35 protein-coding genes and 1 other RNA gene are annotated in these 26677 nt (G+C 32.6%); 10 read left to right on the forward strand and 26 right to left on the reverse strand.

The window, feature by feature from the left end; all coding sequences use genetic code 11:
* Window positions 1-105 precede the first annotated feature (105 nt).
* Window positions 106-750, forward strand: a complete 645-nt coding sequence (locus STERM_RS03845) for a CDGSH iron-sulfur domain-containing protein (protein ID WP_012860250.1) — start codon at window positions 106-108, stop codon at window positions 748-750.
* Window positions 751-838: 88 nt separating this feature from the next.
* On the opposite strand, the gene STERM_RS03850 is transcribed toward STERM_RS03845, so the two are convergent.
* Window positions 839-1498: a GntR family transcriptional regulator gene (locus STERM_RS03850; protein WP_012860251.1), complete on the reverse strand. Its 660-nt coding sequence runs from the start codon at window positions 1496-1498 to the stop codon at window positions 839-841.
* Between the two features lie 296 nt (window positions 1499-1794).
* Between STERM_RS03850 and STERM_RS03855 the strand changes: the two genes are divergently transcribed.
* Genes STERM_RS03855 through STERM_RS03880 form a run of 6 tightly spaced genes read left to right on the forward strand, consistent with a single transcriptional unit; the run spans window position 1795 to window position 9338 of the window.
* Window positions 1795-3516, forward strand: coding sequence for an acyl-CoA synthetase FdrA (locus STERM_RS03855; RefSeq protein ID WP_012860252.1), 1722 nt, complete (start codon window positions 1795-1797; stop codon window positions 3514-3516).
* A 19-nt stretch (window positions 3517-3535) separates the two neighbouring features.
* Complete coding sequence (locus STERM_RS03860) at window positions 3536-4795, forward strand: YlbE family protein (protein WP_012860253.1); 1260 nt, start codon at window positions 3536-3538, stop codon at window positions 4793-4795.
* A gap of 1 nt (window position 4796) precedes the next feature.
* Window positions 4797-5702, forward strand: a complete 906-nt coding sequence (locus STERM_RS03865; protein ID WP_012860254.1) for an oxamate carbamoyltransferase subunit AllH family protein — start codon at window positions 4797-4799, stop codon at window positions 5700-5702.
* Between the two features lie 26 nt (window positions 5703-5728).
* Window positions 5729-6667: a carbamate kinase gene (gene arcC, locus STERM_RS03870; RefSeq protein ID WP_012860255.1), complete on the forward strand. Its 939-nt coding sequence runs from the start codon at window positions 5729-5731 to the stop codon at window positions 6665-6667.
* Between the two features lie 48 nt (window positions 6668-6715).
* The gene (locus tag STERM_RS03875) at window positions 6716-8068 is read left to right on the forward strand and encodes a hypothetical protein (RefSeq protein WP_012860256.1); all 1353 of its coding nucleotides are present in this window, start codon (window positions 6716-6718) and stop codon (window positions 8066-8068) included.
* 40 nt (window positions 8069-8108) lie between these two features.
* Complete coding sequence (locus STERM_RS03880; protein ID WP_012860257.1) at window positions 8109-9338, forward strand: amidohydrolase family protein; 1230 nt, start codon at window positions 8109-8111, stop codon at window positions 9336-9338.
* 219 nt (window positions 9339-9557) lie between these two features.
* Here the strand turns inward: STERM_RS03880 and STERM_RS03885 are convergent, their stop codons facing one another.
* Both STERM_RS03885 and STERM_RS03890 read right to left on the reverse strand, forming a co-directional pair.
* Window positions 9558-10205: a GntR family transcriptional regulator gene (locus STERM_RS03885; protein ID WP_012860258.1), complete on the reverse strand. Its 648-nt coding sequence runs from the start codon at window positions 10203-10205 to the stop codon at window positions 9558-9560.
* Between the two features lie 636 nt (window positions 10206-10841).
* Complete coding sequence (locus STERM_RS03890) at window positions 10842-11288, reverse strand: hypothetical protein (RefSeq protein WP_147289465.1); 447 nt, start codon at window positions 11286-11288, stop codon at window positions 10842-10844.
* A gap of 391 nt (window positions 11289-11679) precedes the next feature.
* Here STERM_RS03890 and STERM_RS03895 point away from each other — a divergent pair, with 391 nt between their 5' ends.
* Entirely contained in the window at window positions 11680-12222 is a 543-nt protein-coding gene (locus tag STERM_RS03895; protein ID WP_012860260.1) for a hypothetical protein, read from the forward strand.
* A gap of 357 nt (window positions 12223-12579) precedes the next feature.
* On the opposite strand, the gene STERM_RS03900 is transcribed toward STERM_RS03895, so the two are convergent.
* Together STERM_RS03900 and STERM_RS03905 are read right to left on the reverse strand one after the other, a co-directional pair.
* The gene (locus STERM_RS03900) at window positions 12580-14865 is read right to left on the reverse strand and encodes a bifunctional dihydroorotate dehydrogenase B NAD binding subunit/NADPH-dependent glutamate synthase (protein ID WP_012860261.1); all 2286 of its coding nucleotides are present in this window, start codon (window positions 14863-14865) and stop codon (window positions 12580-12582) included.
* A gap of 345 nt (window positions 14866-15210) precedes the next feature.
* Window positions 15211-15870 carry a GntR family transcriptional regulator gene (locus STERM_RS03905; protein WP_012860262.1) on the reverse strand — a complete coding sequence of 220 codons (660 nt, stop codon included), beginning with the start codon at window positions 15868-15870 and terminating at the stop codon, window positions 15211-15213.
* 189 nt (window positions 15871-16059) lie between these two features.
* Between STERM_RS03905 and ssrA the strand changes: the two genes are divergently transcribed.
* Window positions 16060-16400, forward strand: a transfer-messenger RNA (tmRNA) gene (gene ssrA / locus STERM_RS21545).
* Here ssrA and STERM_RS03910 read toward each other — a convergent pair.
* The 20 genes from STERM_RS03910 to STERM_RS21055 form a co-directional block, all read right to left on the reverse strand.
* Window positions 16379-17869 carry a recombinase family protein gene (locus STERM_RS03910; RefSeq protein WP_012860263.1) on the reverse strand — a complete coding sequence of 497 codons (1491 nt, stop codon included), beginning with the start codon at window positions 17867-17869 and terminating at the stop codon, window positions 16379-16381. The genes ssrA and STERM_RS03910 overlap by 22 nt on opposite strands.
* Before the next feature lie 125 nt (window positions 17870-17994).
* A complete protein-coding gene (locus tag STERM_RS03915) occupies window positions 17995-18252 on the reverse strand; it encodes a hypothetical protein (protein WP_012860265.1) in 258 nt (85 codons plus the stop codon).
* A complete protein-coding gene (locus STERM_RS03920; RefSeq protein WP_012860266.1) occupies window positions 18249-18500 on the reverse strand; it encodes a hypothetical protein in 252 nt (83 codons plus the stop codon). The genes STERM_RS03915 and STERM_RS03920 overlap by 4 nt, the downstream gene beginning before the upstream one ends.
* A gap of 1 nt (window position 18501) precedes the next feature.
* Window positions 18502-18846: a hypothetical protein gene (locus tag STERM_RS03925; protein WP_012860267.1), complete on the reverse strand. Its 345-nt coding sequence runs from the start codon at window positions 18844-18846 to the stop codon at window positions 18502-18504.
* Window positions 18847-18939: 93 nt separating this feature from the next.
* Window positions 18940-19206 (reverse strand): hypothetical protein, encoded by a 267-nt coding sequence (locus tag STERM_RS03930; RefSeq protein WP_012860268.1) that lies wholly within the window; start codon window positions 19204-19206, stop codon window positions 18940-18942.
* An 11-nt stretch (window positions 19207-19217) separates the two neighbouring features.
* A complete protein-coding gene (locus tag STERM_RS03935) occupies window positions 19218-19502 on the reverse strand; it encodes a hypothetical protein (protein ID WP_012860269.1) in 285 nt (94 codons plus the stop codon).
* Between the two features lie 78 nt (window positions 19503-19580).
* Window positions 19581-19787 carry a hypothetical protein gene (locus STERM_RS03940; RefSeq protein ID WP_012860270.1) on the reverse strand — a complete coding sequence of 69 codons (207 nt, stop codon included), beginning with the start codon at window positions 19785-19787 and terminating at the stop codon, window positions 19581-19583.
* An 11-nt stretch (window positions 19788-19798) separates the two neighbouring features.
* A complete protein-coding gene (locus STERM_RS03945) occupies window positions 19799-20077 on the reverse strand; it encodes a hypothetical protein (RefSeq protein ID WP_012860271.1) in 279 nt (92 codons plus the stop codon).
* The gene (locus STERM_RS03950; RefSeq protein ID WP_244407214.1) at window positions 20074-20586 is read right to left on the reverse strand and encodes a hypothetical protein; all 513 of its coding nucleotides are present in this window, start codon (window positions 20584-20586) and stop codon (window positions 20074-20076) included. The genes STERM_RS03945 and STERM_RS03950 overlap by 4 nt, the downstream gene beginning before the upstream one ends.
* The gene (locus STERM_RS03955; protein WP_012860273.1) at window positions 20546-20749 is read right to left on the reverse strand and encodes a hypothetical protein; all 204 of its coding nucleotides are present in this window, start codon (window positions 20747-20749) and stop codon (window positions 20546-20548) included. Before STERM_RS03955 ends, STERM_RS03950 begins: the two co-directional genes overlap by 41 nt.
* 1 nt (window position 20750) lies before the next feature.
* The gene (locus STERM_RS03960) at window positions 20751-21131 is read right to left on the reverse strand and encodes a YopX family protein (protein ID WP_012860274.1); all 381 of its coding nucleotides are present in this window, start codon (window positions 21129-21131) and stop codon (window positions 20751-20753) included.
* The gene (locus tag STERM_RS03965; protein ID WP_012860275.1) at window positions 21132-21392 is read right to left on the reverse strand and encodes a hypothetical protein; all 261 of its coding nucleotides are present in this window, start codon (window positions 21390-21392) and stop codon (window positions 21132-21134) included. It lies immediately after the preceding gene.
* Window positions 21389-21733, reverse strand: coding sequence for a hypothetical protein (locus STERM_RS03970; protein WP_012860276.1), 345 nt, complete (start codon window positions 21731-21733; stop codon window positions 21389-21391). The genes STERM_RS03965 and STERM_RS03970 overlap by 4 nt, the downstream gene beginning before the upstream one ends.
* Window positions 21723-21878 carry a hypothetical protein gene (locus tag STERM_RS22030; RefSeq protein ID WP_012860277.1) on the reverse strand — a complete coding sequence of 52 codons (156 nt, stop codon included), beginning with the start codon at window positions 21876-21878 and terminating at the stop codon, window positions 21723-21725. Before STERM_RS22030 ends, STERM_RS03970 begins: the two co-directional genes overlap by 11 nt.
* 8 nt (window positions 21879-21886) lie before the next feature.
* The gene (locus tag STERM_RS03975) at window positions 21887-22156 is read right to left on the reverse strand and encodes a hypothetical protein (RefSeq protein ID WP_012860278.1); all 270 of its coding nucleotides are present in this window, start codon (window positions 22154-22156) and stop codon (window positions 21887-21889) included.
* A gap of 37 nt (window positions 22157-22193) precedes the next feature.
* Window positions 22194-23030 carry a pentapeptide repeat-containing protein gene (locus tag STERM_RS03980; protein ID WP_012860279.1) on the reverse strand — a complete coding sequence of 279 codons (837 nt, stop codon included), beginning with the start codon at window positions 23028-23030 and terminating at the stop codon, window positions 22194-22196.
* A gap of 8 nt (window positions 23031-23038) precedes the next feature.
* Entirely contained in the window at window positions 23039-23314 is a 276-nt protein-coding gene (locus STERM_RS03985) for a hypothetical protein (RefSeq protein ID WP_012860280.1), read from the reverse strand.
* Between the two features lie 47 nt (window positions 23315-23361).
* On the reverse strand, window positions 23362-23739 hold the full coding sequence (locus STERM_RS03990; RefSeq protein ID WP_012860281.1) for a single-stranded DNA-binding protein: 378 nt from the start codon (window positions 23737-23739) through the stop codon (window positions 23362-23364).
* Window positions 23739-24353: an ERF family protein gene (locus STERM_RS03995; RefSeq protein WP_012860282.1), complete on the reverse strand. Its 615-nt coding sequence runs from the start codon at window positions 24351-24353 to the stop codon at window positions 23739-23741. The genes STERM_RS03990 and STERM_RS03995 overlap by 1 nt, the downstream gene beginning before the upstream one ends.
* Before the next feature lie 115 nt (window positions 24354-24468).
* Entirely contained in the window at window positions 24469-25089 is a 621-nt protein-coding gene (locus tag STERM_RS21055) for a phage antirepressor N-terminal domain-containing protein (RefSeq protein ID WP_012860283.1), read from the reverse strand.
* A gap of 163 nt (window positions 25090-25252) precedes the next feature.
* Here STERM_RS21055 and STERM_RS04005 point away from each other — a divergent pair, with 163 nt between their 5' ends.
* Window positions 25253-25462: a helix-turn-helix domain-containing protein gene (locus STERM_RS04005; RefSeq protein ID WP_012860284.1), complete on the forward strand. Its 210-nt coding sequence runs from the start codon at window positions 25253-25255 to the stop codon at window positions 25460-25462.
* Window positions 25463-25751: 289 nt separating this feature from the next.
* On the opposite strand, the gene STERM_RS21060 is transcribed toward STERM_RS04005, so the two are convergent.
* Window positions 25752-26489 (reverse strand): phage antirepressor KilAC domain-containing protein, encoded by a 738-nt coding sequence (locus STERM_RS21060; protein ID WP_049768968.1) that lies wholly within the window; start codon window positions 26487-26489, stop codon window positions 25752-25754.
* Window positions 26490-26677: the final 188 nt, after the last annotated feature.

The following is a 26677-nucleotide window of genomic DNA, read 5'->3' on the forward strand; positions in this document are numbered from 1 at the left end:
AAATAATAAAATTCTGACATAAAATCCTGAAAATGATATAATGAATCATAGGGCTAAAAATGCCTTCTGTAAGTATCAACAGAAAATTTTTAGGAGGTACAAGTTATGGAAGATAACGAGAAGAAGGGAATAATAGTTTTTACCAAGTATAGTCCGTATTCAGCAGCGGATACCAGAATCGAGAATTATAAAGGCGAAGAGTACAAAACACTCAGAGTAGTTTCTTTATGCAGATGCGGTCACTCTAAAAATAAACCTTTTTGTGACGGAACACACAGCAGGATAGAATTTGACAATGAGAGAAAAGAAGAGAAAAAACATGGTCCAAAAGCTTACAAAGGAGCGAAAATAACTGTTTTTTATGACAGGTATCTTTGTAAGCATATAGGAAAATGTACACATGGTCTCCCGGAAGTTTTCGATGCCAAAAGAACACCGTGGATAATTCCGGATCAGACACAGGATGTGGAAAAACTTATTGAAGTAATAAGAAAATGTCCTTCAGGTGCATTGTCATATTCAATTGAAGACGGGAAAAGAGAAACAGAATATAGTAATGTGCAAAAAATAAGGATAGAAAAAAACGGGTCAATAAATATTTCGGGCGGGATAAAGCTTATTGATGATAATGACTCTGAAAGTATACTGGATAGTAAGGAGCATTATTCATTATGCAGATGCGGAGCTTCGAAGCATAAACCTTTCTGTGACGGAACTCATTATGAGATTGAATTCAACGGGGAGGAATAGTAAAAAATCATATTTATAAATGAAAAAAGAGCTTTTAGAATGCTCTTTTTTTAGTGTGAAATATCAGTGATGTTATTTTTGCAAAAAATTATAGACTGAAAGAATCAAGATTTTTAAAAAATTCATATTGCTCTTTTTCAATATGCCCTACGGAACATTCAAAAAGCTTTTCATATGATTCGTCGTTAAGAATAATATCTATTATTTCAATATGTTCTTTTATCGTTTCTCTTCTTTTAGGAATATCTTTATGAAGAGCCTTTCTTATTCTTGTAAGATTTTCATAAATAAAATTCATCTGACTGTAAAAAAACTGGTTGCCGCAGTTATCGGTAAAAAAGTGATGGAATTCATCATTATATTTATTAAAAAGTGTATCGTTTATTTCATCAAGCTCCAGCAGCTCGGTAAATTTTTTTTTCAGAGGCAGAAGATTTTTTTCAAGAAAGCCTTTTGTTTTTATTTTTGCTGTAAGGTCTATAATTATAGGCTCCAGCTTTAAGCGTATCTGAAAAGTATCCTTTATAGTCTTCAGATTTACCTCGTTAACAAAAACTCCCTTTCTGGGCTTTATATTTATAAATCCAAAATATTCCAGATAAAAAAGTGCCTCCTTTACAGGTGTCGTGCTTATATTCAGAGACTTTGCAATAGCACGTTCATTAATTTTTTCATTTGGTTTAAGTTCATTATTTATAATTTTCATTTTTAGGTTTTCAAAAATCTCATCTTTTAAACTATTTTTCATAATAGAAACTCCTTGAGTATGATATGTTATATTATCACAAATTATTGATTTTTTGTCAATCGAAAAAACTTTTGTGATATTTCACAATGTATAAAATTTGAAGAATATTTTTTGATTAATATTGACTATTGAAATATTATATTGTATTTATATATTAGACAAATATATTTGGAAAATGCAAAACAAAAATTTTATAAAGCTATTTTTATATAAATTTTTTGAACTTACATAGTTAGAGCTTATCGTTTTATACGGGCTTTAATGAATGAAATAATTAGAAAAGGAGAGTTTGGAAAATGCTGTACACGATAATTAAAAAGAACTCATATCAGGATTCAGTGAATTTAATGCTGCTAACTAAGGAACTTTCTGCTGCAGAAGGTATAGAGAAAATTTCTGTTATGATGGGAACTCCGGCTAATAAAGAAATTTTTGCCAATTCGGGATTGTATACTGAAGAATTGGAATCAGCTACTCCTAATGATATCTGTATCGTAATAGATACAGAGGATGAGGGAAAAATAGACGGAATACTGGAAAGCATCGAGTCATTTTTGAAAAATCAGTCATCTAAATCAAAAGGAAAAAAAATTCCTGTGGCAAGAACATGGGATTCAGCGTTAAGAAAGCTTCCTGATGCTAATCTGGCAATAATCTCTATACCAGGAGAATATGCCGCTGAGGAAACATCGAAAGCACTTGAAAAAGGACTAAATGTATTTTTATTCAGTGACAATGTTTCGATAGAGGATGAAAAAAGAATAAAAGAAGAGGCCAGAACAAAAGGTCTGCTTGTAATGGGACCCGACTGCGGAACAGGAATAATAGGCGGACTGCCCTTGGCATTTGCCAATGTAATAGAAAAAGGAAATATAGGGATAGTGGGAGCATCAGGAACAGGAATACAGGAAATTTCTACTATAATTTCAAGAAAAGGTTATGGAATTACTCAGGCGATAGGAACAGGAGGAAGAGACCTGTCAGCGCAAATAGAGGCAGTAACAGCAATAGAAGCTTTAAAACTTCTGGCAGCTGATGAGGATACAGATGTAATTGTATTTATATCAAAGCCGCCGGCACCGGAAGTAAGGGATAAAGTAATAGAGACATTCAAAATACTAGGAAAACCTGTAGTTGCTAATTTTTTAGGAGATAAAAAAAGAGAGAATCATGATAATGTTTTCTATACACATACTCTGGAAGATACAGCACTAAAAACAGTAGAAATAGCAGAAAAATATAAAATTTCGGAAAAAAATATAAGAAAAGAAATAAAAGAAGTAAAAGATATAATTGAAAATAAGGAACAGAGATCAATAAAAGGACTTTACTGCGGAGGAACCCTTGCTGCGGAAACAGGAATGATAATAAGAGACTATTATGGGATAGAAGACAGCGGATCACATGATAAGGGGATGATGCTCCATTATAACGGGCATGAAATTATAGATCTCGGAGATGATTTTTATACGCAGGGAAGACCGCATCCGATGATAGATCCGAGCATAAGAGTGGACATGGTATACGAGATGGCTAAAAGACCTGAAACAGCAGTTATCTTACTGGATAATGTAATTGGTTACGGCGGTCATGAGGATATGGCAGGGGTATTTGCTCCTGTAATAAAAGAGATAAAAGAAGATCCGGCTTATAAAAAAATAGTTTTCATTGCTTCAATAACAGGAACTGAAAATGATCCTCAAAAATACAGCGAGCAGTACAAAAAGCTGGAGGACAGCGGAGCAGTGGTATGTGAAAGCAATGCACAGGCAACAAGAATGGCTGTGGAAATAATAAAATCTCTTGAAAAGAGTGAAACAAATAATATAGAAACAGGAGAAGAAAGTATAGAAGTAAAATCCAATATTATAAATACAGAGCCTGTAATTATTAATATAGGTCTTGGAAAATTCGCAGAAACAGTTAAAAAATACGATGCAAAAGTAATTCAGTATAATTGGGCACCGACAGCAGGCGGAGATAAAAGACTGGCAGAAATACTGAAAAAGCTCAGATAAAAACAGAGGAGGATATAAGATGAACTATAAAACAATAGATGAAGCAAATGAGGCAGTAATACAGAAAATTACAGAAGCACAGCCGTTCCTGATTGATGTAAAGCCCGGAAAAGAATTAATACCGGAATTAAATGAAAGAGTTATACTCCATGCAGGACCTCCGATAAAATGGGAAGATATGACAGATCCTATGAAAGGTTCCTGCGTAGGCGGAGTATTATTTGAAGGCTGGGAAACAACAGAAGAGGGAGCAAGAAAGCTTCTTTCAGAAGGCGGAGTAAAATTTATACCTTGCCACAGTGTAGATGCAGTAGGACCTATGGGCGGAATAACTACTGGAAATATGCCCCTGCTTGTAGTAAAGAATAATGCAGACGGTAAAAAGGCTTATTGTACAATGAATGAGGGAATCGGGAAAGTGCTTCGTTTCGGAGCTTACAGCAGTGAAGTGGTAGACAGGCTGAAATGGATGAAGGACGTGCTGGGACCTGCTCTTTCAAAAGCGTTGCAAAAAATAGAAGGCGGATTAAATATAAATGTTATAGTAGCAAAAGCATTAACAATGGGAGATGAGTTCCACCAAAGAAATATAGCGGCTTCTGCTTTATTCCTGAAAGATATTATGCCATATCTTTTGAAGACTGATATATCACCGGCAGAGCTTGAAGAAGTAACAGTATTTCTTGCAGATACAGACCAGTTTTTTCTGAATATAATGATGGCTACATGTAAAGTAATAATGGATTCTTCAAGAGTAATAGAAGAAGGAAGCATAGTTACTGCAATGACGAGAAACGGAGATCAGTTCGGAATAAGAGTAAGCGGACTTGGTGAAGAATGGTTTACAGCACCGGTAAATACGCCGGAGGGCTTATTTTTTACGGGGTATTCACAGGAAGATGCCAATCCTGATATGGGAGACAGTGCAATTACAGAGACATTCGGTGTCGGGGGAATGGCAATGGTGGCTTCTCCGGGAGTAACAAGATTTATTGGTGCAGGAGGCTTTGAAGATGCCCTAAGCATTAGTGAAGAAATGAGAGAAATATGTATAGCAAATAATTCTAATTATGCGATACCAACATGGGATTTTCAGGGAACATGTCTTGGAATAGATATACGTAAAGTAGTGGAAACTGGAATTACTCCGGTTATTAATACAGGAATAGCACATAAAAAGGCAGGGATCGGACAGATAGGTGCAGGAACAGTAAGAGTTCCGCTTGAATGTTTTACCAAGGCACTTGAAGCATTGGCTAAAAAGTACGGAGTGAGTTAAAATGAGAGCTGTGTCTTCGAATTCCTATTCAGAAAATATATTGTTAGTTTTGGAGAAGGAAGATAAAGGAAAGCTGCACAGTTTATTCGAAACAAGTATTAATTTGAAATTCGGCGAAAGACTCATTAATATAAGCTGTAATAATACAGTTATGCCTCCTTTCGGTATACAGGTTCCGGAATACTGCATAAAAAAAATAACAGCAGATATGGAAAACCGGGAAGAAATAATTTTTGACAGTACAGAAAAGTCATTATTATTTAAAGACATGGATTTAAAGCTGAATTTACGGGGCAAGGTATATGACAGCAGGATTTTGCCTGTTCAGGCAGATAAAAAAAATGCGGAGAAAAATATAAAAGAGATTCTGGATTATTTTTTGGGAAATAATGAAAAAAATGGTTTCGGAATAGGCAGCAGAGAATTTGTAAAGGTAATTACCGATGTGGAGAACAGTACCTTAAACGAAGAAGTATTAGTAAAAATCAATAATATAAGAAAAGATATAGAAGCTGGGAAAACAGAGATAAAGAGTTATAATTACTTTTTGGGAAGAGGCGAAGGACTTACACCGGGCGGCGATGATTTCATAATAGGAATAATGGCAGCGATGAATTTTTTTAATCATAAGAAAACAGGGAAATTGAAAAAGGAACTGATGCAGGATATATATAAGAAAACTACGGATATCTCGGCAGAGTATCTGTATTACGGGGTGATTTCCTGTTTCAGCCTGAATATAACGGAATTTTGCAAGAAACTACTTTTGAATAATATAAATAAAGAGGAAGAGAAAAAAGCACTGTACAAAAGCTATGAAAATCTGATAAAAAACGGTCATACATCGGGAGTAGATACTCTTATGGGAATATTACTGTATATTATAACGGCCTTAAAAACAGTGTAGAAAATGAAACAGGAGGACAGGTAAAAATGTCAAAAAAAATAGTTATAGCTTTGGGAGGAAATGCTTTTGGGGATACACCAAAAGAGCAGCTTGAAGCTGTAAAAAAAACAGCAAGACCTATAGTTGATCTGATAGAGGCAGGAAATCAGGTTATACTTACACATGGAAACGGACCGCAGGTAGGAATGATAAATACAGCACTTGGAAAAGCAGCAGAAATTGATGATAAAATTCCTGATATTGATTTTCCGGAATGCGGTGCAATGAGTCAGGGATATATAGGCTTTCATCTGCAAAGTGCAGTAAGAGAAGAACTCAGAAACAGAAATATGGGTAAATCTGTTGCAAGTATAATTACACAGGTGATTGTCGATAAAAATGACAAAGCATTTGAAAACCCTACAAAGCCTGTAGGAATATTTTATACAAAAGAAGAAGCTGAAAAAATAGAGAAGGAAAAAGGATATATAATGGCGGAAGATTCCGGCAGAGGATACAGAAGAGTGGTACCTTCGCCAATGCCTGAAAAAATCGTAGAAGCTGAAATAATAAAAGATCTGGTAGAAAAAGAGCATGTGCTAATAACGGTAGGAGGCGGAGGGATTCCTGTAATTGAAAACGGAAACCAGCTGCAGGGTATTCCGGCAGTTATAGATAAAGACTTTGCAAGTGAAAGACTGGCAGAGCTTCTGGAAGCAGACTATCTGATAATACTTACAGGCGTAGAAAAAGTAGCTGTTAATTTTGGAAAACCGGATCAAAAATGGCTTGATGAAATATCAGTAAGTGAAGCAGAGCAATATATTAAAGAAGGACATTTTGCTCCGGGATCAATGCTTCCCAAAGTAGAAGCCGCAATAAAATTTATAAAGAGTAATCCGGATAAAAAGGCACTTATTACATCACTGGAAAAGGCAAAAGACGGGATTAACGGATTAACGGGAACAGTAATAACAGGTAAATAATAAATAAATTAGTTTACAGGAGAATGAGCTCCTGACAGGAGGAAAAAAATGTTTAAGAAAAATTCTTTGATTTTAAAAGTCATGTTTTCAATGTTATTCGTTTCAGGAATAACATTTGCCGAAGAGGCTGAAAAAGTAATACAGAAACCAGAGGGATTTATGGCAGTGTTAACTGTAATACCGTTAATAATAATAATATTTATGCTGTACAAAAAATTCGATATGCTGGTAGCAGGATTCGTAGGCGGAGCTCTTGCAATGGTGATAGGAAAAATATCACTTGGAGAAGCAAACGGAATTTTACTAAAATCAATACCGGCTATGCTGACAATTACTGTACCGATTATAAACTCAGCTCTTGCAATGGCAGTATTTAAATCGGGAGGGTATACTTCTGCGCTGTCACTTGTAAAGAGAGGAATAAAAGGAAAAGTAGAATATCTGGCAGCGTTCATAGTTATACTGCAGGCAGCAGCTACATATATGTCGGGAATCGGCGGAGGAAGTGCTATGGTTATTGCACCGCTTGCATTTGCAGCAGTAGGAGCTATACCTGAGCTGATAGCGGCGATGTCTATAGCAGCAGCGGTTTGTTTTACTACATCACCTGCATCACTGGAATCAAGTATAGTTTCTAAACTAAGTAATATACCTGTGGCAGAATATGTTTCAATGATGAAAATATTTGCTTTAGTGTTCACAATACTTGCTATTGCTTTGGGATATTACGGAGCAAGAAAAAGAAAAGTAATTTTTAAAGAGGATCACGAGGATGAATTCTCGTCAAAAAGCAACAAAGAATTGTTTATAATGACAATACCTACAATTTTCCTGTTATTTGCAGTTATTTTCGGACCGTTTGTAAATCAGATAGCAGGGATGCCGTTAATATCACCGCTTGTTTATTCGATAGTTACAATTATACTAATAGCTCTGTGTACTAAACTATCTTTAGGAGAATCATCAAATTCAATGGTGGAAGGATCAAATTATATACTGGTAAGATTATTCAGCGTGGGAATATTCCTTACTTTCATTAATATAATAGGTGAAACAGGAGCTTTTGCAGCTATAGTAAGTGTGGCGGAAATAGCGCCGAAAAGTCTTGTGGTTCCGGTTGCAGTGCTTGCAGGGTTCCTTGTAGGTGTACCGGCAGGAGCATATGTAGGCTCTATACTGACTCTGGTAATACCGATTGCAGTTTCGCTTGGCTTCTCACCGGTAGAATTAGGATTTGTAGCAATAGGTGTAGGTCTTGGCAGTCAGATGAGTTTCGTAAATATCACAATGCAGGCATTATCATCAGGATTCAGAATCCCTATTATAGATGTGGTTAAAGGTAACTCAAAATGGATTCTCGGATGTCTTGGTATACTATTGGTAATCTCTTACTTTGTATAATCGGAAAAATGATATATAATAAAATCTAAGGAGGAAAATTATGGATATAATAATCAGAAATGCCAGAATTTCAGACAAGGAAAACCTTAAAGACGTAGCAGTAAAAGACGGAAAAATAATAAAAATAGAAGAAAATATAGCTGAAAAAGCCAGCGAAGAAATAGATGCAGACGGAAGAGTACTTATTCCGGGACTTGTAGAAAGTCATATTCATATGGATAAAGCATTAATAGCTGACAGACTTCCCAACAGATCAGGAACTCTTGCAGAGGCGATAAAGGTAACAGCTGAATTAAAGCCTACTTTTACAAAAGAAGATGTAGAGGAAAGAGCAACTAAAGTTTTAATGATGCTGATACAGCACGGGATTACACATATAAGAACTCATTCGGAATTTGATCCGAGTCAGGGATTCACAGGGTTTGAAACAATTTTAAAGCTGAAAGAAAAATTTAAAAATGTAGTTGACATACAGGTAGTGGCGTTCCCGCAGGAAGGGATATTCAAAACGCCGGGAACAGAAAAAATGATGTATGAAGCAATGGAAATGGGTGCTGATGCTGTGGGAGGAATTCCTTATAATGACGCTCCGGCTAATGAGCATATAGATCTTGTTTTTGAAATAGCAAAAAAATATAATAGACCGCTTGATTTTCATCAGGATTTTAAAGACGGACCGGAAGGGATGACAATAGAGTATCTGTGTGAAAAGACAATAAAGGAGGGTTACGAGGGAAGAGTGTCAGTAGGTCATTTGACTAGTCTCGGAGCCATAGAAAGAGAAAGACTGCTGCCGATCATTGAATTAATGAGAAAAGCACAAATAAATGTTATGAGCCTTCCTGCTACAGATTTACATCTCGGAGGAAGAAACGACGAATATAATGTAAGACGCGGAATAACACCTATAAGAGCATTAAGAGACGGCGGAGTAAATGTATGTATAAGTACAAATAATATCAGAAATGCTTTCACACCGTATGGAAACGGAGACTTAATGCAGACTGCAATGCTTGCAATACCAGTAGGACACCTTGGAGGTGCAGATGATATAGAAACTGTTCTTTCTATGATAACTGTAAATCCAGCAAAAGCAATAGGAATAACAGAATACGGTCTTGAAGCAGGAAAAAATGCAGATATGGTTTTACTGGATACAAAAAAGGTAAAGGATGCAATTATAGATATTCCGGAAAGACTTTATGTAATTAAAAATGGTAAGATAACAGTAAAAACAGAAAAGAAGATACAATATAACTTTGCTGTATAATATAAATTCCGGTATTTTGTCTAATTAATAACTATACCTCTTAATGTCAAAATACCTGTGCCTGTTCCTTTTGCAACAAACCTAGATAATATAATTTGGGAACAGGAGTATTGAATAAGTAATAACAAAAAAAACTGCCATGAAATAAATAGCCATTTCTAAAAAAGAAAATATTTCAGGCAGTTTTTTTGTGTAAAAATTTATATGATTTTTAAAATTTTAAATTTTTAGATTATCCAGATTTGAGAAGAAATCACTCTGAGCATTTTCAATATGCTTTACAGAAAGACTTCTTGTGATTTCTATCGGTGATTCGTTAATTATCGAATCTATTATTTCGATACTTTCCCCTATTCCTTCAAGTCTTCTGTGATCTTCTTTATATAAGGATCTTCTGATTCTGTGGAGATGATCATACACGACATTCATCTGCTTCGTAAGGTACAGATTATTGCAGTTATTGGTAAAAAAATATCTGAAAGATTCATAAACCTTATCAAAAATATCTACATCAAGATTTTTTACTCTTGAAATATCAGTAAAATCTTTCTTTAGATTCAACAGATTCTTCAAAAGGAGTTTTTTTTCCATTGATTGTATGGTTAGTTCGATCAATACAGGTTCCAGTTTCATACGGGCCTGGAAGACATCTTTAATAAGCTTCAGATTGACTTCCTTTATATAAATACCTCTTCTGGGAAAAATCTGTATATGATTTTCCAGTTCCAGACGAAGCAGGGCTTCTTTCACAGGTGTAGTACTGATATTCAGTTCTTTTGCGATAGTTCTTTCATTAAGGTTTTCACTTGCGGGTATTTTGTTGTTTATAATCATTTCTTTCAGGTAATCATAAGTCATTGTTTTCATCTGCCGGTTCTCCGTTTCTAAAATAAAAAATGTTTCAATTAAATTATACAGGATAATTTTTAATTTTTCAATTTAATTAAATAAATATTCTTCCTTGAATTGTTTTTTCTTGTAAATATAATTTTGGTACATTTTTACTGCTTAAATTTGGGTCAGAAATATTTTTTATTTTCTTTTCAATAATTGAAATTATTTCTGATAATTTTCATTAATAACTTATTTTTATGTTCTTTGATTAAGTCATTTAGCATACTAATATTACCCATCTATAAAAAATATTGGTAAAACAGTTTCTTATTTGTTATAATTGCAGTGCTAGAGACTAGTAACAATTTTTTATTTGAGAGCAGCTTAGTCTGCTCTTTTGTAAGTTGACTTATTTTTAAACTTGTGTTATAATTGATCTTACTGATAAGGAATTATTAGTATTTATTCTAGCATTAGAAGTCTTTCGGGACTTCTTTATTTTTGTTTAGTGCATAAAAAAATAGCTATATCACTTTTTTGGACTTTAAAAAATCAAATACAGTTTAGAATTTGCAGGTATGATTAGAAATGAATTGTATTTTTTTGGATAAGATGAGGATTGATATCAAAGAATTTTAAGCTTAGTAATAGAGAGCCCAATTTTTCAGATTATATAATATATTTTATTAATTCATCTGTAAGCTTAACCTGAAGCTCTAAATAATTTTCGGCAAAAGCACTTTTAGTTGCAATTACTCGTTCTAACGGTGAAATAATCAAATCAGCTTTCAGCTCCAGAACTTGTTTTTCTTCATTATGAAAGATAACAAAATCAAAGTTTATGGAATAACCGTCAGGAAGTTTTTTTAATAGTCCGTAAGAATATTGAAACGCATTGTTTTCAAATTCTTCATAGTTTGGTTCATTAAATATAAAGAAGTTTCGTATAGAAGTGTTTTTTTGGGGGTCATAAAGCTTGAATACTTTGAGAGAATTTTTAAAGACCGGCTGTTCGAGTACTTTAGTATTAAAATAAAGATTATTTTCTTTGATAAAATCAATATTATTTTTATTCATAGCTTCCTTTCCATTGGGCTCTATTTTATGATACCACATATTTATAAGAAAGTATATTGCATGAAAAACTGAATTCAGAGAGTAAAAATAATAATTATAAATATTCCGGAACAATGAAGTATATCAATAAAAAAAGACCTTACTATAGGTCATAATACTTTTGCGAATTTGGTTAAAATAATTATACCACAGAAATTTAAATGATTCAATCAAAGCATTTTTAATTTACATATAATGGGGTTAATAATAGAAGTGAAATATACAGAAGTATAAAAAATTATTTGAAGAAATATTTAATGGATATAGGAGATAGTATATTATTAAGATAATTTTGAGTTTTTTTATTTAATTAAACAAAATATCCTTTATATTTCACATAAAATTCACATTGGTGTTATAATATATAAAAAAATGGGAGTGTGAGTTAGATATGAAATTGAAGAAAAATATTTTAGTTTCAGGATTTTTTTATTTATTTTTGTTTGTAACGAATATAGGAATAGCGGGAAGTATACTTGGAACTTATGAACAGGTTACTGTTTCAAAGCCGAAAGCAGTAAAAATAAGTGCTAATAATGTAAAAATAGTAAAAGACACAAAAGAAACTAAAAAAATATGGGTGAAGAACTTTCTTTCCGATGATATCTATGCAGTTAGACATACTTCAAATGAAGATACAGAAATATATGTTATTCCGGAACAAAATACAAAACAATATAGTGTAAAATCAGGATGTATAGTTTATTCAGAAGACAGAATAATTTTATCAATAGATAATAAAAATGACTGCCGAGGTATTAACTCAGAAGATTACAAAGTTGTAAAGATCGGAAGCGGAGGGATAAAAGCCGGAGACGTAAGTATTTCGCCGTCAGGAGTTTCAACATCAGGCGTGAAAGTCGGAAAAGACGGGGTAAAAGTTTCAGGAGAAGTACTAAAAGGTATTCAGTATATAGGTGAAAAAATTGATTAAGCAGATATATATAAGAATCCGAAAAAGGGTTCTTTTTTTAATAGGTTTTATAAATCAGAAATACAGATGTATTTTAGTAATTTAGATTTTCATAATCAAATAGAAAAAGCCTTCATATGAAGACTTTTTGGAGTAAAAAGAAATTTTCACGTGTATTAAAGTCAAATACTTTGATTAACAAAATAATTATATATTATAAAAAATAAAAAGTCAAGAATTTTTTAAAATTCTAAACATAATATTTTATAGGGTTAAAGTTGAAGAATTTGATAAATATATTTTTATATTTTGTCAGTCAAAATATTTTTTTGAATAAAAATTCCCGGCTGTAAAATTCCGGGAATTTATAATATTAAACTAGTTTTCTTTCAAAAATTCATCTATAGCCTTAGCTGCTTTTTTACCGGCACCCATTGCAAGGATAACTGTAGCAGCACCTGTAACTGCGTCTCCTCCGGCATAAACTCTGTCTTTTGTAGTTTTTCCTGTTTCCTCATCTGCAACTATACATTTCCATCTGTTTAGCTCTAATCCCGGAGTAGTACGTGATATAAGAGGATTAGGCGAAGTACCTATTGACATTATAACAGTATCTACATCAAGAATAAATTCAGAACCCGGAACTTCTACCGGTCGTCTTCTTCCGCTGTCGTCAGGCTCTCCAAGTTCCATTTTTATACATTTCATTCCGTTTACCCATCCTGATTCATCTGCAAGAATCTCTACAGGATTATTCAGGAATAAAAATTTAATTCCTTCTTCTTTGGCATGCTCTAATTCCTCTGCTCTTGCAGGACATTCCTCTTCAGATCTTCTGTATACGATATATACTTCCGATCCAAGTCTTAATGCTGTTCTGGCAGCATCCATAGCAACGTTTCCGGCTCCGACAACAGCAACCTTTTTACCAAGCTTTATAGGTGTTTTATAGCTTTCATCAAAGGCTTTCATCAGGTTACTTCTTGTAAGAAGCTCATTTGCTGACAGAACTCCGTTGGAATTTTCCCCTTTTATATGCATGAAATTAGGTAATCCTGCTCCAGAAGCAATATAAACAGCTTCAAAGCCTTCTTTTCCCAGCATATCATCTATAGTAAGAGTTTTTCCGACTACAACATCAGTTTCTATTTTGACTCCAAGATCCATAACACCCTGTATTTCAGGTTTTACAACCTGTTCTTTAGGAAGTCTGAATTCCGGAATTCCGTAAACAAGAACTCCTCCCGGTTCATGAAGAGCTTCAAAAATAGTAACATCATAACCGCTTTTGGCAAGATCACCGGCACATGCTATACCAGAAGGTCCGCTTCCGATTACAGCTACTTTCTTTCCGTTTTTCACTATTTTAGACGGGAAAGTAATATTTTTTTCTCTCACATAATCTGCCACAAATCTTTCAAGTCTTCCTATACCTACAGGTTCATTTTTAATTCCGACAACACAGCTTCCTTCACATTGATCTTCCTGCGGGCATACTCTTCCGCATACAGCAGGAAGTGCATTGGTTTCAAGAATAATTTCGGCAGCCTTTTCAAAGTTTCCGGCTTTTACTTCCATAATAAACTGCGGTATCTGTACATTTACCGGACAGTTATCCACACAACGGGGATTTTTACAGTTCAGACATCTTGTAGCTTCCTGCATTGCCAGCTCTTTTGTATATCCGAGACTTACTTCACTGAAGTTTGTTACTCTTTCTTCGGCCGGCTGAACAATGTCTTCGGTTTTTTTCTTTTTATCAAACGGTACATCTATTTTCATAGAATCACAACCGCAGCCTTCTCTGTGGTGTGTTCCCTTTTCTTCCTGTTTAAGCTGTATTCTTCCTTCTACAGTTTTGTACATAGTTTGTCTTCTTAATGCTTCGTCAAAATTAACTTTATGAGCATCAAACTCAGGTCCGTCAACGCATGCAAATTTTACTTCCCCGCCTACGGTAACTCTGCAGGCACCGCACATACCGGTACCGTCTACCATGATAGGATTCAAACTGACTATAGTAGGAATATCAAGCTCTTTAGTAAGGATTGATACGAATTTCATCATGATCATAGGTCCTATGGCTACAACTACGTCATATTTTTTTCCCTGAACCTGAACAAGATCTTTTAAAACATCAGTAACAAGCCCTTTATATCCGTATGAGCCGTCATCAGTAGTCACGTAAACATCCTTTGCTACTTTTTTCATCTCTTCTTCCATAATAACTGCTTCTTTGTTTTTAGCACCTATTATAACATCCACATTTACCCCGTTTTCATGAAGCCATTTTACCTGTGGGTAAACAGGAGCTGTTCCAAGTCCTCCAGCAACAAAAAGAATATTTTTCTTTTTCAGCTCATCTATATTTTCGTGTATGAAGTCGGAAGGATTTCCTAAAGGACCAACAAAGTCATGAAAATAATCCCCTGCTTCATAATCGAATAATTCTCTTGTAGAATTTCCAATAGTTTGGATAACTATTGTAACAAGTCCTTTTTCTCTGTCATAGTCACAGATGGTAAGAGGAATTCTCTCACCTTTCTCGTCCGCTATAAGTATTATAAACTGTCCTGGTTCTGCTGACTGAGCAACTCTCGGAGCCTCAATATCCATAAGGAATATTGAAGGAGCCAATATTCTTTTTTCGACTATCTTATACATATCTCTTTACACCATCTTCCGTTATTGATTTTATATTGAAAAAAATTTTAAATATATAAAACTAAACATTGATATCAATATGATTAATTATATATATTTATATATTTTATTTGATAAATTTTTTTTTATTTGATGAATTATTTTTCAACATATATATAAATTATATCTGATTTTCAGCAATTGTCAATTAAAAATGTTATATTTTGAAAAAAAATTTTTAAAATTTTTGAAAATATAAAGAAATCACTATGTTTTATTGTGTTTCACAGTGATTTTTAGATGCCTGTTTTTGGGGATCGGCAAAATAAAAGCAGATATTGTTTTTGATAATATCTGCATATAAAATTAAAGATTTAGATTATCAAGGTTTTTAAAGAAGTCCATCTGAGCTTCTTCAATATGCTTTTCACAAAGTTCCTTTATGAACTCTGCAGAGTTATTATCTAAAATACAGTCAATTATATAAATATGCTCTTCCAGAGCTTTCAGCCTTCTCATATTATTTCCATATAAAACTTTTCTGATACGGTGAAGATGATCATAAACAAGATTCATCTGACTGGAAAAGAAAAGATTGGCACAATTATCTGCGAAAAAATGTCTGTAGCTGTCATACAATATATCAAATTCATCATTATCAACAATTTTAACAGACGACATTTTTTTGAATTTCTCTTTGAAATCCAAAAGAGATTTTGTCAGCATTTCCTTATCCATAGAATTTATGGTAAGCTCTACAATCAGCGGTTCGATTCTTGAACGAACCTGAAAAACATCTTTTATCAGCTTTAGATCTACTTCCCGTACAGAAACAGATTTTCTCGGATTAATAATTAAAAAATTTTCGCTTTCCAGATATAAAAAGGCTTCTTTAACCGGGGTCTTGCTGATAGAAAGTTCATCGGATATCATTTTTTCGCTTATTATCTGGTTTGAGGCATATTCATTATTTAATATTTTATCTTTTATATAATTATATGCTAAAATTCTTAAATCTGTCTTCATAAAATCACCTTCTGGTTATAATTTAAAATTATTACAGAAAAACTTCTGTTTGTCAAATTAATTCTTCTGTCCTGCTGTTTAGGTAATTTTATTTTGCAGTATTACAATACCGGAAATATAAAGTTTTTCTGTAAAAAGTAAAAAAAATAATGAAAAAAATAAGAAAGTGTAGTATAATATGTGTTACTTGGGAGTGTCAAGGTTTCGACAGGGTAAAAAGGTTACTGTCAGCAGGTAAGCGGGAGCTTTAAAATCCAACCAAATAATAATCGGAAACGATAATTACGCTTTAGCTGCCTAATAAGGCGGCTCACCCTGACTAGAGATGCTGTTGCTCTTATCAGCGGTGTCATTTATTAACAGCTTACTCTTTCAGATGTCTATAACGGAAGAGGAAATTTTATAGACTCGCTTTGTGACTTTTGTTTGTTTAATATCACACTGTTAAAAATGATAAATAGACTAAACCTGTAGAAGACGGTAGTCGGCTTTTACTTTGGACGCGGGTTCAATTCCCGCCACTTCCACCATCATTACCCCCGTCCGGTAGACCAAAAAATTTTAGCCGGATGGTTATATGCCCTTTAAATACTAGAATTTCTTCAACGAATGTTTGAAGAATTTGTTTTTTTATAGAGACATTTTTATTTTCTAACCCTTCAACCAACTTTCTTACGTAGGCTTTGATTTTATTGACGTCTATGCCGTTTCCTCGGTTCAAATTTTCCCTCTCTCTTATTTTCTCAATTAATTGTAATTCCAACTCATCATTTTTTGGTTTAAATTCATCCTCATTCAAATGAGAGTCCAAAAATAAGCTTAGGAGCTTTTCTTTTTTATTTTTGATATTTTGTATAGCTTGATCATTCTTTTTAGTCAGAACGTCAATATTTTTGTTCTGATCATCTATTTTTTTTGTTAGTTCTTGAATAAATATATTTAATCTATCAGGAGAAAATATTTCATCCTTTATTGCTTTAAAAACGATATGCTCCAGAACTTCTTTTCTTATTTTAGGATTTATACAATCGGTTTTTTTACTTTTTCTACTTGTACATCCGTAAGAATCGTATTGTTTACTTCTCCCTTTTATCTTGCCGGCACCTGAATATGAACCTCCACACTCTCCGCATTTGCAAAATCCAGTTAATAAATAATCAACTTTGGCATTTGATTTTTTAGATGCAATTCTGTTTTTAAAAATATCTTGTACAGCGTAAAATGTTTCTTTATCAATTATAGCCGGTATAACACCTTCTTGAATTTTTTCTCTCCCTGTGAGTTGTCCTTTTTTATTCTTTTTCCCTAAGATGTAGTTGCCTATATATTTTTCATTTAATAGCATATCCCTTATTCCACCTTTTCCAAAAGGTCGTTTTCTTTTATTGAGATAGCCTTTTTTATTTAGAAAATTTGAAATGAAAGCATAACCATTACCTTCAAGAGATAGCCTGAATATTAATCTTACTATTTTAGCTTCTTCCTCATTAATGACATATTTTCTTGTTTCCTTATCCACATCTAAGCCCAGTGGTGGCATCCCGCTAGCATGTTGACAGTTATAAAAGTTTTCATAAAGTCCTTTTTTAGTCTCCCTTGAAAGATTTAAGGAGTAGTATTCATTCATACTGGTAATGACACCTTTCAAAATTACGTGTTCTGGGGAATCGTTAAATTGTTCAAGCACTGATATAATTTTTACCCTATTATCATTAAGTTTTTTCTCGTAGTATGCCTGATCATAGCTATTTCTAGCGAATCTATCTAATTTATGAACAACAACATAATCAAAATTATTTTTGCTACTATCCTCAATCATTTTCAAAAAATGGACTCGGCTATTAGCAGAAGTTCCGCTTATAGCCTCATCTATATAAGTATCAGTAACTAAAATATTATTTTTAGAACAATAATCTCTTATTGCTCTGATCTGTGCATCAATAGAAACGCTTCGTTGATTATCACTTGAAAATCTTGCATATATAACCGCTTTTTTCATATTGTCTCCTTACAAACCTGTCATAAAATCTTCTGTCAACATTTCCATTAATATATCAAATGATATTAATGTATCAACTATTTTCATGTCAACATTAACTCTCTTTTTCATTTTTCTCACTCTCCTTACTTAACAATTCTTAAAGTTCCATCTGCATTTAATCGAGGTACGACTGATATACCAAGGCTTTTATGTCCTTTATCTTCAAAGATCAAATATTCGATATTGGTTTGAGGGTCAACCCATGTAATAACTTTTAAAGTATCTCCTCTTAAGCCAATATCTAGACCATATCTGCTGTCAATCAACCACATTTTTCTTATACCTTCTGCTGTTAATAAGACTGATAATATTATAAATACTATAAATATTTTCTTTTTCATTTCGCTCCCTCCAACAATTTCTCAATCTCATACGGCTCGTCGTCTTCCCATTTGATGAATTTGAAATCTGAATAGACGTAATCGGATATCCAGTCATAGTAACCTTCACCATCCCAATCTAAACCACCTTTTACAGGTTTTGAACTATGTGCATACACTTCGCCATCTCCATCACGTGCTACAAATCTATAACCATCTGAATATTTTTCTTTTAAAACTTCTCTTTCCTCTTTTGTTAACTGCTGCATATTAATTCCCTCCGTTCTCTAGTTTTGACAGATGTTTTTTGATATATTCAATATCTTCATCATAATAATCACGTGCTCTATGTCTTGAAGTGAAATTGATTAGTTCGTTTAAATAAATTTCAATATATTCTCTCTGACTTACAGATTTTGCTAAAATTTCATTTTTCCAAACCCAATCAGCACCGGCTAATCTACATTCTTTGCCATAAAAAACATCCACTAAATATTGATCTTTGCTACCAAAAGATGTAACAATTCCTTTTCTTCCATCTTTTAATTCTAGTACATCTAGTAATACATATTCATGTAAATTATTATCAAAGTTTTTTAAATTTAATCGTTCCATTTACCCTTTCACCTCAAATCTCACTCAAGTATATAGCCAAACAGGCTATTGAAATACAGATACCAATAATTAGAAATTTCTTCATGTTACCTCCTAAATCTCTTTGATTTCCTTTTCAATTTCTTCTATCTTTGCTTCACTCAGCTCCAGAAGTTTAGAAAGGAAAGTTTCTTGTTCAGATTTTGAATCTATTAATCTCAAATCTTCATAATTAAGAGTATAATTGAAATATTCGCCTTTAAGTTTTATTTCCATATTTGTATTTTCAGTTACTGCCAGTTTTAAAATTCCTTTAATTTCTTTTGTTGCTTCATGCTTATTATTTAATTTGATGATTTTTTCAACGTTTTCTATTTTCATAGTTAATCCTCCTATTTCTTCAAATCTTCATGTAGTAGATCAAATCTTCCAGATTCACTGAACAATATTTTTATTTCTTCAAAAGCAATTTTTATATCTTCTTGTAGTGCATTTATATCCGTCGCTTCTGATTTTAGAATCTCCAAATTAAGAAGTCCGGCTAGGCAGTGATGTAAAGTCGCATAGTGATACTGAGCTATAAAAATTGATACACCTTCATTATTGGTTATTTCTTTTCCTATTTGATAAGAATTAGAATCACTTTTTATTACATAATTTTTAAATTTGATATACATTATTCCTCCTATATATTTTATTTTCCCGCTAATTTTATTCCTCCTTTTGTTCGTACTTGTTAGAAAGAGCGAACGTTTTTAATTATCTTCCCATTTTGCTATTCTTTTTAACCCTCCTAAGGTGTAGCTTGATTTTATCCCACATCTTGTACAAAAATATTTTGATTCGCTAAGTTCACTTTCTTCAATAAACTTTCCGATACTTCCGTCGTTTTCTATTTCATAATAATTTTTCTTGTATTCCGCTTCTCTTACATTTCCGCCACACTTTTTACATCTCCACATGCTAGTCCTCCTTAAAAAAGTCTCTTACATTCTTCAAATGCTGTGCATTTTCCACAATCCATGTTAGCCCTTGTTCTTGGAAAAAAAGTAACTGTGTCATCATGGTTTACTTTCCCGGATTTTATATCTTCCATTCTTATTTTCAAGCATTGGACATCATAAAAAGCTAGCTCTAATTTGTATAAAACCCCGTCTACATCAATGAACGGAAAATAAAATAGTATATTTAACCATATTCTTTTTAACATTGCTTTTTTATATTGTTTTTTTAAGTTCTTAATTTCGATCACTCTTTCACCTCTAATTCCATTAACTCCGATTTACTCCAAGCTTTTCCGCTTTCCCATGTGATGAAGGGGAATAGTTCGCTGTTTATTACAAGTCTGTCATCACCCCAAATTCTGCCCCAGTGACCTAATGAACATTGCTGTGGCATTTTCTCGAATATGCATAAACTATTATTTTCGCTTCTTGCTATGAAAAATTCATCTTCGTGACACTCTATAAGTATTTTCTCTTTCCTCGTAAGCTTAGGCTTTTCGTTAAGTATCACTTTGAGTCCGTAGAATTCTAGTTCTGCGAGGTTTTCTAAGCCTATGAATCTTAAAGAGATACAACATAATAATCCTTTGTTATCAAAAGTATCTGTTTGTTTTAAGACAAGATAATCTTGTCCGGTGAGAAGAAACTTTTTACCATGGTATTCCCACTCATACCCTTTTAATTCTTCCAGTTTCTCTATGTGTTTTGTTTGCATTTCAATACCTCCCATATCCGTTGATTTTCTTGTTTTGTTCAATTGCTCGTTTTTCTCTTTCTGCCTCTAGCATTCTTAAATATCCTTGATATTCTTTTTCCGTTAGTTTTAGAATTTTTATCTGTTCTTCCGCCCTTAAAATCTCATCTCTTAATTTTGTGTCCGATAGTTCCTTTATGTTTAGTTTATCTAGCAATATACCCATGTTATACCTCCAGCAACTCAGGATTTTCGTATATGTTTCCAATAATCTCAACTTTAGATTGATATGAAAATACTTTCTTGAATTCTACTGCTACATTAAAAGGGTAATTGATTAATTGAATATAATAGTTACAATTTAAATTGTTATATTGAACTATGCCAAAATCTCCGTTTTCCAGTTTTAATATATCTTCTTCAAAAACTTCCTTACCATTCATATCCTTTTGCCCTGTAAATTGCATTAATTCTGTCTCATCTAAATTAGCTACAAGTCTTAGATGTTTAGATATTAAATATACAGCATTACCCTTAAAATGAATGCTCTCTACTTCTGCCATTTCTTTTCTTCCGCTACTCCACGCTCTAAACTTAATCTCTCTCATTTATTCACCATCCATTATCCGTTTAATTTTTTTCATAAGGTCTAAAATAGCAGTTGTATTTTCTATTGTTAGACTGTTTAAGAAGCTGTTATATAGATGTACTTTATTTTTTCTATAAATCATAGCAATACTTTCACATGTTTCAGATAATTCAGCTTCTAAATAAGTATCTCCTGAAACATTTATACTTGAGAAATTTTTATATATTTCCTCATCATCAATAAGTTCTTCTATTTCTTTTTCCTTGTCTTTAAAAGTCATAGCTTCTCCTTCATTAATATATAATCTATCCATTTGCAAAATCCAATAACAAAAGGTTTCCAATTCTCTGAATCAGCCCATCCGGCAAAGCCTACAAATCCATCTTGATTGAAAGTAATGCCTTCACGGCTCTTAAAATTACTACCTTTTACTAATATTTCTGCAAATTTAAGTCCGTTCTTTCTCATATTTATATTTATTTTGATAACTTCCATTGATTTATTTTCAAAATTATCCAGTTCATTTTGAACAAAGTAAACTAATAAGTATATATGTTGTTTTTTTAAATTTTTATATGTAAAGTACTCATTGAATATTTTTCTAGCTTTATCAGTCGTCATTGCTGCTCCTTTCTGCTCTCAATTCATGACAATCACAAGTTTCATGTGGTTCCACAGTACCTTCATAAAAGAAACAGTAATATGTTCCTTCTCTTGCTTCGTAATCTACAGCAAATCTACAGTTATCACAAATAAGTTCTTCCATCTTTCCTCCTAAGATTTTAATGTATATAAGAATTTTATTAGACTAAATATAAAACTCATATCTTCGTAATCTATCTCAAAAATAGGCTCCTCGCCATCTAATATTATTCTAAATTCAAATTTTTCAGATATTTCAGATATTTCAGCATGATTAACTCTGCCAGAATCAAAATATCCTGTTAAATTTATTGAGTTTTTACCTATTAAAATATAATCATCTTTCTCAATGTTATTTTTTATCCAGTTTCTTATTTCTTCTTTATGTTCTCTAAAATTCATCATTCCTCCAATCAAGAGGGGAGTGATCCCCTCAGAATTATTTATCTATTTCAAGCTCTTTGCAAACATCTATTCCTGTTATTTCTTTGAAAATTTCATTGTCAAAGTTTGGCAGCTTTAATATAAGTTTTCTATTTTCTTTATTAGCATTATTCCAGCTATATTTCCATGCTTCTTTATATGTCATTTTTCTTAAACATCCGCCTAAAGCTTCATAATCAGGATTATTTTCTTTTTCTTCATCTGTCATGTCACAAGTATAAATGAACTTATTTAAAACATCGAAATACATGAAATCAGGTTTAATAGCTTTATTCCATGTTTCTCGGCTACACTCTTTATTGAAAACTAGTATAGTATCAGGTGTAATAGTATTTAGATATCCTGAGTTCCAGTTTCCTGAGTTCCAGTCTCCTGAGTTCCTGTTTCCTGAGTTCCTGTTTCCTGAGTTCCAGTTTCCTGAGTTCCAGTCTCCTGAGTTCCAGTCTCCTGAGTTCCCGTCTCCTGAGTTCCAGTCTCCTGAGTTCCAGTCTCCTGAGTTCCTGTTTCCTGTATTGCCAGAACCTACATTAACTAATTCAAGTACCTCATGCCATGATAATTCTCTTATAATCTTAAATTTATTAGTAACTTCTTTATCGTCACCATCATTTTTTATGTCACCTAAAATTTCTATTTCTGCTACTTTATTATTGCTATTAAAACCATAGTAATTAAAACAATTAACTAATTTAGGGCAGTAATGGAAACCTCTTTCACATATTTCAATTTCTCCATCCATTTCATATATTTCGCCTATTACATTTCCATTTCTTTTATAGTCATAATCCCTACATATCCAATCTGGTTCGAATACTTTGTATGCTTTTTTCATATTACCTCCTAGAATTTTATTTTTACGTGCTTTAATTTTGCTTTCAATTTTTCAAAATTTATTTCGTCATTTTCTTGTAAAAGTTTTACAAATTCTTTTATGACTGATACAGTTATTTCATCATCAAAAAATGCTTCTTCATAGTCATATTTGCCCTCTGTTCGACTTCCTAATGTTATCCTTACACAATTAACCTTTGACATAGATAAAGCTCTGCTACGGGCGTTTAAACGGTCACGTTCTTTTTTGAAAAACTTAACTTTTTCTATCTGAGTATCATTCATAGTTCCTCCTAAGAGTGCAGCGGTCGCTACACTCTATTTTTATTTATTCAAAATGGAAATTCCTCCGGATCTGATTCTGGAGCATCATTATGCTCATAATTATCATTTTCTTCAGTATCAGATTTTTGGTAATCAATAAAGTCAAACTTATCAACAATAACTTCTGTAATCCATTTAGTTTCTCCGTCTTTTTCATAGTTTCTCACACTTAATCTACCTTGTAGTGCTATTCTTCTGCCTTTTCTTAAATACTCGCAGATAGTTTCTGCTCTTTTGTCCCAAGCTATACAGTTTATAAAATCTGCTTCATCTCTGTTAAATTCCCTTGTTACTGCAATACTGAATTTTGTGAAAGCTTTTCCTGATTGAGAATATTTCAGTTCCGGATCCCTTGTTAATCTTCCCATTAAAGTAACTAAATTCATTATGCCACTCCTTCCTTATTTCGACTTCCTAATTTCTTGGCAATGTTATTTTTTAAGTAGTCTATTTGTTTATCGTCTAATTCCTCAATAGTTTCCTTTCCGGCTTTGCTTAGACATTCTGTTATATATGATTGGTATTCCTTTTGATGCTGCTTAATAAATTTGATTTGTCCATCTCGTTTAGGATTTTTTGCTGATTTTTCGCTTGCTTTGTTGTTTTCGCCAGTATTCGTAAAATCGCTATCTTTTACATCATCAATTGCAAATAATCCATTAAGAGCATATTTTCTTGCATAAGATGAACTTGAACCTGTTAATTGTGAACCGTCATATTTCTTCTTTTCTTCATCTTCACGTGCTGCGGCTTTTGTTTCTATTTTTTCACCGTTTTCTATATCTACAAAGTTTAGTGTAGTTTCAACATATATTCTATTTCCTTTTTCAATAACACTATCACTAAAGAATATAGTAACTTTTTGTTCTTTTAAGTGTGGTTTTAATGCAGTTAGTATATCTTCAGCACTTCTGAAATTATATCCACCAAAATCATTTCTTTGATTTTTCGGTACTATTAATTCCTGCTGTATATTAGATAACTTTTCATAAATTGACATATCTATTCCTCCTTGATATTTATTTTGAAATTTGTTATATTTTTTTTTGCAATAACTAATAAAAATTTTTTCTTTGAGAGGCAATTAAGCCTCTCTTTTATATTAAGTTTCTTTGCTATCTTCCGTTTAACTTGTCAATATCCTTAGTAGTAAGCTCTTTTCCGTTATCAATAAAATGTTTTTGTTTAGCTTTTCTGATATTTCCGATATATTCATCTCTTTTAGTTTCTGATCTGTTCCTTATCCAGTTGTAGTGATACACTAATTCATCGTATAGTCTTGTAAGTTCTGCTTCTATACCTCTAATGATTAAAGACCTGTCGTCAATATCATTTAAGTGTGGGTTTACTTTTGTATCATCTTTGCCCGGTAATACCATTTCCCTTTTCCCGAAAAATTCATCAGCGAGTATGTCTTTACAATGGAGCTGATAATCTAACAGTTTCTGTTTAAGTTCCTCGTTGAATCTTGAAGGGTTTATTTTGGCTAACCATATTGGCAAGTAGTCCAGTTCAAGCATTAAAACCTGTTGTATTCCGCCGTTTGTTTCAAGGGGGGCGAAAATTCTCCCACCTTTCAAAGTATAGTCATTGTTGACTTTGTCTCTTTGATTTTTACATTGTGATTCAGTCATGCCTAAGCCATTGCATATATGTTTCACACTTACATAGATTTTTCCATTTTCCTTAATTGTCAAAATTTTGTCCTCATGGAACACTATTTCTTTTTTAAGCATTTCGATACCTCCTAAATAAATTTTATTCTCTCTAAAAAAATAATATACCATTTAAATTTATTTGTCAAGAAAATAATTCATTTAAAAAGAATTTTATTTTTAAAACTCTTGAATAAAGAACTTTAAAGTGATATAATTTCTTTATACAAAGGAGGAAGCATTTATGATTAAATTAAAAATACATATTTTAATGGCAGAGCATAGAATGTCACAAAAAGATGTTTCTATTGCTACAGGAATTCAACCCTCTGTAATGAACAAGTATTATAATGACACTATTGTTAGAATAAATAGAGAACATTTAAATGCTTTTTGTAAATTATTCAACTGCACGATCCAAGACTTAATAGAGTATATCCCTGATGAGAATTAAGCCTTTAATGGAACAACCCAAGTTTTAGAGAGAGTAAATAGGAGGCTAGTCCTATTGAGTTGCTCCGTCAAAGGTTTAATACCTTTCTGCACTGCCTGATTTTAATTCTCTGAAATCTCTCCAAAAGACAGTGCAGATGTAAAATTAAGTTTCTTGTGGAATAACTCATTCTTCTATTACCCAATAATCTGAAAAATTGAGTTATTCCACTTAATGCTTAATATTGATCCCTGAACCGTGCTGTCTTTTTTTCTAACCCCCTTAATAGACAGCACAGTTGAGGGATTGTTTAATTAGCTATATTTGATACAGTAAAAGTATTTTCTGGAGAATTTTTCTTGTATCCTAAGTTCAGTAATAATTTCAAGATACCATCAACTCCCTTTTGGTAAACTACAGTTTTATAAGTTATACAAGTTTCTCCGTCAAGTTTTGTAAACTTACTTTCTATTAATCTGAACCAACCACGATCAACATACGACTGATAAGGAGTGTTATCACTTCTTAATATCTCGTTTTTTCTCAAGATATCAAACAAAGTGTTTCGACCGATTTTTTTAAAATTCAGTATTTTAGCTACTTTATCCATAGTGAAAGTAGTTTTGCTTCCAGTTACTTCGTCGTAAAATTCAACTTTGGGCATATCTTCAATGACTTTTAATTCAAGTGCTTCAATTTTCTCTTGTTGTTCTAATGCTAATAACAAAGCTTCTTTCATGGTAACAGGAGCTTTTATTTTATTTTGTAGTTCATTGACTTTTTGTATTAAGTTAAATCTAATTATCGCATCATATCTTGCACCTAATTGTAAAACCCCGTCTAAAGTTATGTTAAATGCAGGTTGTTTTCTATTTCTATTGTCCAGATATTCAATCGGCTGAAAAATTAGCCGACTTCTATCTTCCCCTAATTTACTGACCTCATCTCTAATATCAGCTAAAATATTTTTATGTTCTTTATTCGTTAACTCGGCTACTTCTAGACTTGTTATAGTTTCTTTATTCTCAATTCTCATTAATTCATTCACTCCAACACCACCTTCCTATTTTCCTCCAGCCTTATTTCAGATTCTTTTATATCGTCCTGCATTCCTTTTATTTGATTGATTGCATTTTCCCAGAAAGTTCTTTCTTCTTCCCACATTTTCATCACTCCCTTAAATTTATTCTTACCGAGGTATACGACGAGCAGAGGTGTCATATACCTGAGCAAGAA

Origin of the sequence: Sebaldella termitidis ATCC 33386 (genome assembly GCF_000024405.1) — a bacterium.
Classification (GTDB): domain Bacteria; phylum Fusobacteriota; class Fusobacteriia; order Fusobacteriales; family Leptotrichiaceae; genus Sebaldella; species Sebaldella termitidis.

Coding starts and splice junctions, on each gene's coding strand:
- STERM_RS03845 (WP_012860250.1), top strand. CDS start 106: ATGGAAGATAACGAGAAGAAGGGAATAATAGTTTTTACCAAGTATAGT.
- STERM_RS03850 (WP_012860251.1), bottom strand. CDS start 1,498: ATGAAAAATAGTTTAAAAGATGAGATTTTTGAAAACCTAAAAATGAAA.
- STERM_RS03855 (WP_012860252.1), top strand. CDS start 1,795: ATGCTGTACACGATAATTAAAAAGAACTCATATCAGGATTCAGTGAAT.
- STERM_RS03860 (WP_012860253.1), top strand. CDS start 3,536: ATGAACTATAAAACAATAGATGAAGCAAATGAGGCAGTAATACAGAAA.
- STERM_RS03865 (WP_012860254.1), top strand. CDS start 4,797: ATGAGAGCTGTGTCTTCGAATTCCTATTCAGAAAATATATTGTTAGTT.
- arcC (WP_012860255.1), top strand. CDS start 5,729: ATGTCAAAAAAAATAGTTATAGCTTTGGGAGGAAATGCTTTTGGGGAT.
- STERM_RS03875 (WP_012860256.1), top strand. CDS start 6,716: ATGTTTAAGAAAAATTCTTTGATTTTAAAAGTCATGTTTTCAATGTTA.
- STERM_RS03880 (WP_012860257.1), top strand. CDS start 8,109: ATGGATATAATAATCAGAAATGCCAGAATTTCAGACAAGGAAAACCTT.
- STERM_RS03885 (WP_012860258.1), bottom strand. CDS start 10,205: ATGAAAACAATGACTTATGATTACCTGAAAGAAATGATTATAAACAAC.
- STERM_RS03890 (WP_147289465.1), bottom strand. CDS start 11,288: ATGTGGTATCATAAAATAGAGCCCAATGGAAAGGAAGCTATGAATAAA.
- STERM_RS03895 (WP_012860260.1), top strand. CDS start 11,680: ATGAAATTGAAGAAAAATATTTTAGTTTCAGGATTTTTTTATTTATTT.
- STERM_RS03900 (WP_012860261.1), bottom strand. CDS start 14,865: ATGTATAAGATAGTCGAAAAAAGAATATTGGCTCCTTCAATATTCCTT.
- STERM_RS03905 (WP_012860262.1), bottom strand. CDS start 15,870: ATGAAGACAGATTTAAGAATTTTAGCATATAATTATATAAAAGATAAA.
- STERM_RS03910 (WP_012860263.1), bottom strand. CDS start 17,869: ATGAAAAAAGCGGTTATATATGCAAGATTTTCAAGTGATAATCAACGA.
- STERM_RS03915 (WP_012860265.1), bottom strand. CDS start 18,252: ATGAAAAAGAAAATATTTATAGTATTTATAATATTATCAGTCTTATTA.
- STERM_RS03920 (WP_012860266.1), bottom strand. CDS start 18,500: ATGCAGCAGTTAACAAAAGAGGAAAGAGAAGTTTTAAAAGAAAAATAT.
- STERM_RS03925 (WP_012860267.1), bottom strand. CDS start 18,846: ATGGAACGATTAAATTTAAAAAACTTTGATAATAATTTACATGAATAT.
- STERM_RS03930 (WP_012860268.1), bottom strand. CDS start 19,206: ATGAAAATAGAAAACGTTGAAAAAATCATCAAATTAAATAATAAGCAT.
- STERM_RS03935 (WP_012860269.1), bottom strand. CDS start 19,502: ATGTATATCAAATTTAAAAATTATGTAATAAAAAGTGATTCTAATTCT.
- STERM_RS03940 (WP_012860270.1), bottom strand. CDS start 19,787: ATGTGGAGATGTAAAAAGTGTGGCGGAAATGTAAGAGAAGCGGAATAC.
- STERM_RS03955 (WP_012860273.1), bottom strand. CDS start 20,749: ATGGGTATATTGCTAGATAAACTAAACATAAAGGAACTATCGGACACA.
- STERM_RS03960 (WP_012860274.1), bottom strand. CDS start 21,131: ATGAGAGAGATTAAGTTTAGAGCGTGGAGTAGCGGAAGAAAAGAAATG.
- STERM_RS03965 (WP_012860275.1), bottom strand. CDS start 21,392: ATGACTTTTAAAGACAAGGAAAAAGAAATAGAAGAACTTATTGATGAT.
- STERM_RS03970 (WP_012860276.1), bottom strand. CDS start 21,733: ATGACGACTGATAAAGCTAGAAAAATATTCAATGAGTACTTTACATAT.
- STERM_RS22030 (WP_012860277.1), bottom strand. CDS start 21,878: ATGGAAGAACTTATTTGTGATAACTGTAGATTTGCTGTAGATTACGAA.
- STERM_RS03975 (WP_012860278.1), bottom strand. CDS start 22,156: ATGAATTTTAGAGAACATAAAGAAGAAATAAGAAACTGGATAAAAAAT.
- STERM_RS03980 (WP_012860279.1), bottom strand. CDS start 23,030: ATGAAAAAAGCATACAAAGTATTCGAACCAGATTGGATATGTAGGGAT.
- STERM_RS03985 (WP_012860280.1), bottom strand. CDS start 23,314: ATGAATGATACTCAGATAGAAAAAGTTAAGTTTTTCAAAAAAGAACGT.
- STERM_RS03990 (WP_012860281.1), bottom strand. CDS start 23,739: ATGAATTTAGTTACTTTAATGGGAAGATTAACAAGGGATCCGGAACTG.
- STERM_RS03995 (WP_012860282.1), bottom strand. CDS start 24,353: ATGTCAATTTATGAAAAGTTATCTAATATACAGCAGGAATTAATAGTA.
- STERM_RS21055 (WP_012860283.1), bottom strand. CDS start 25,089: ATGCTTAAAAAAGAAATAGTGTTCCATGAGGACAAAATTTTGACAATT.
- STERM_RS04005 (WP_012860284.1), top strand. CDS start 25,253: ATGATTAAATTAAAAATACATATTTTAATGGCAGAGCATAGAATGTCA.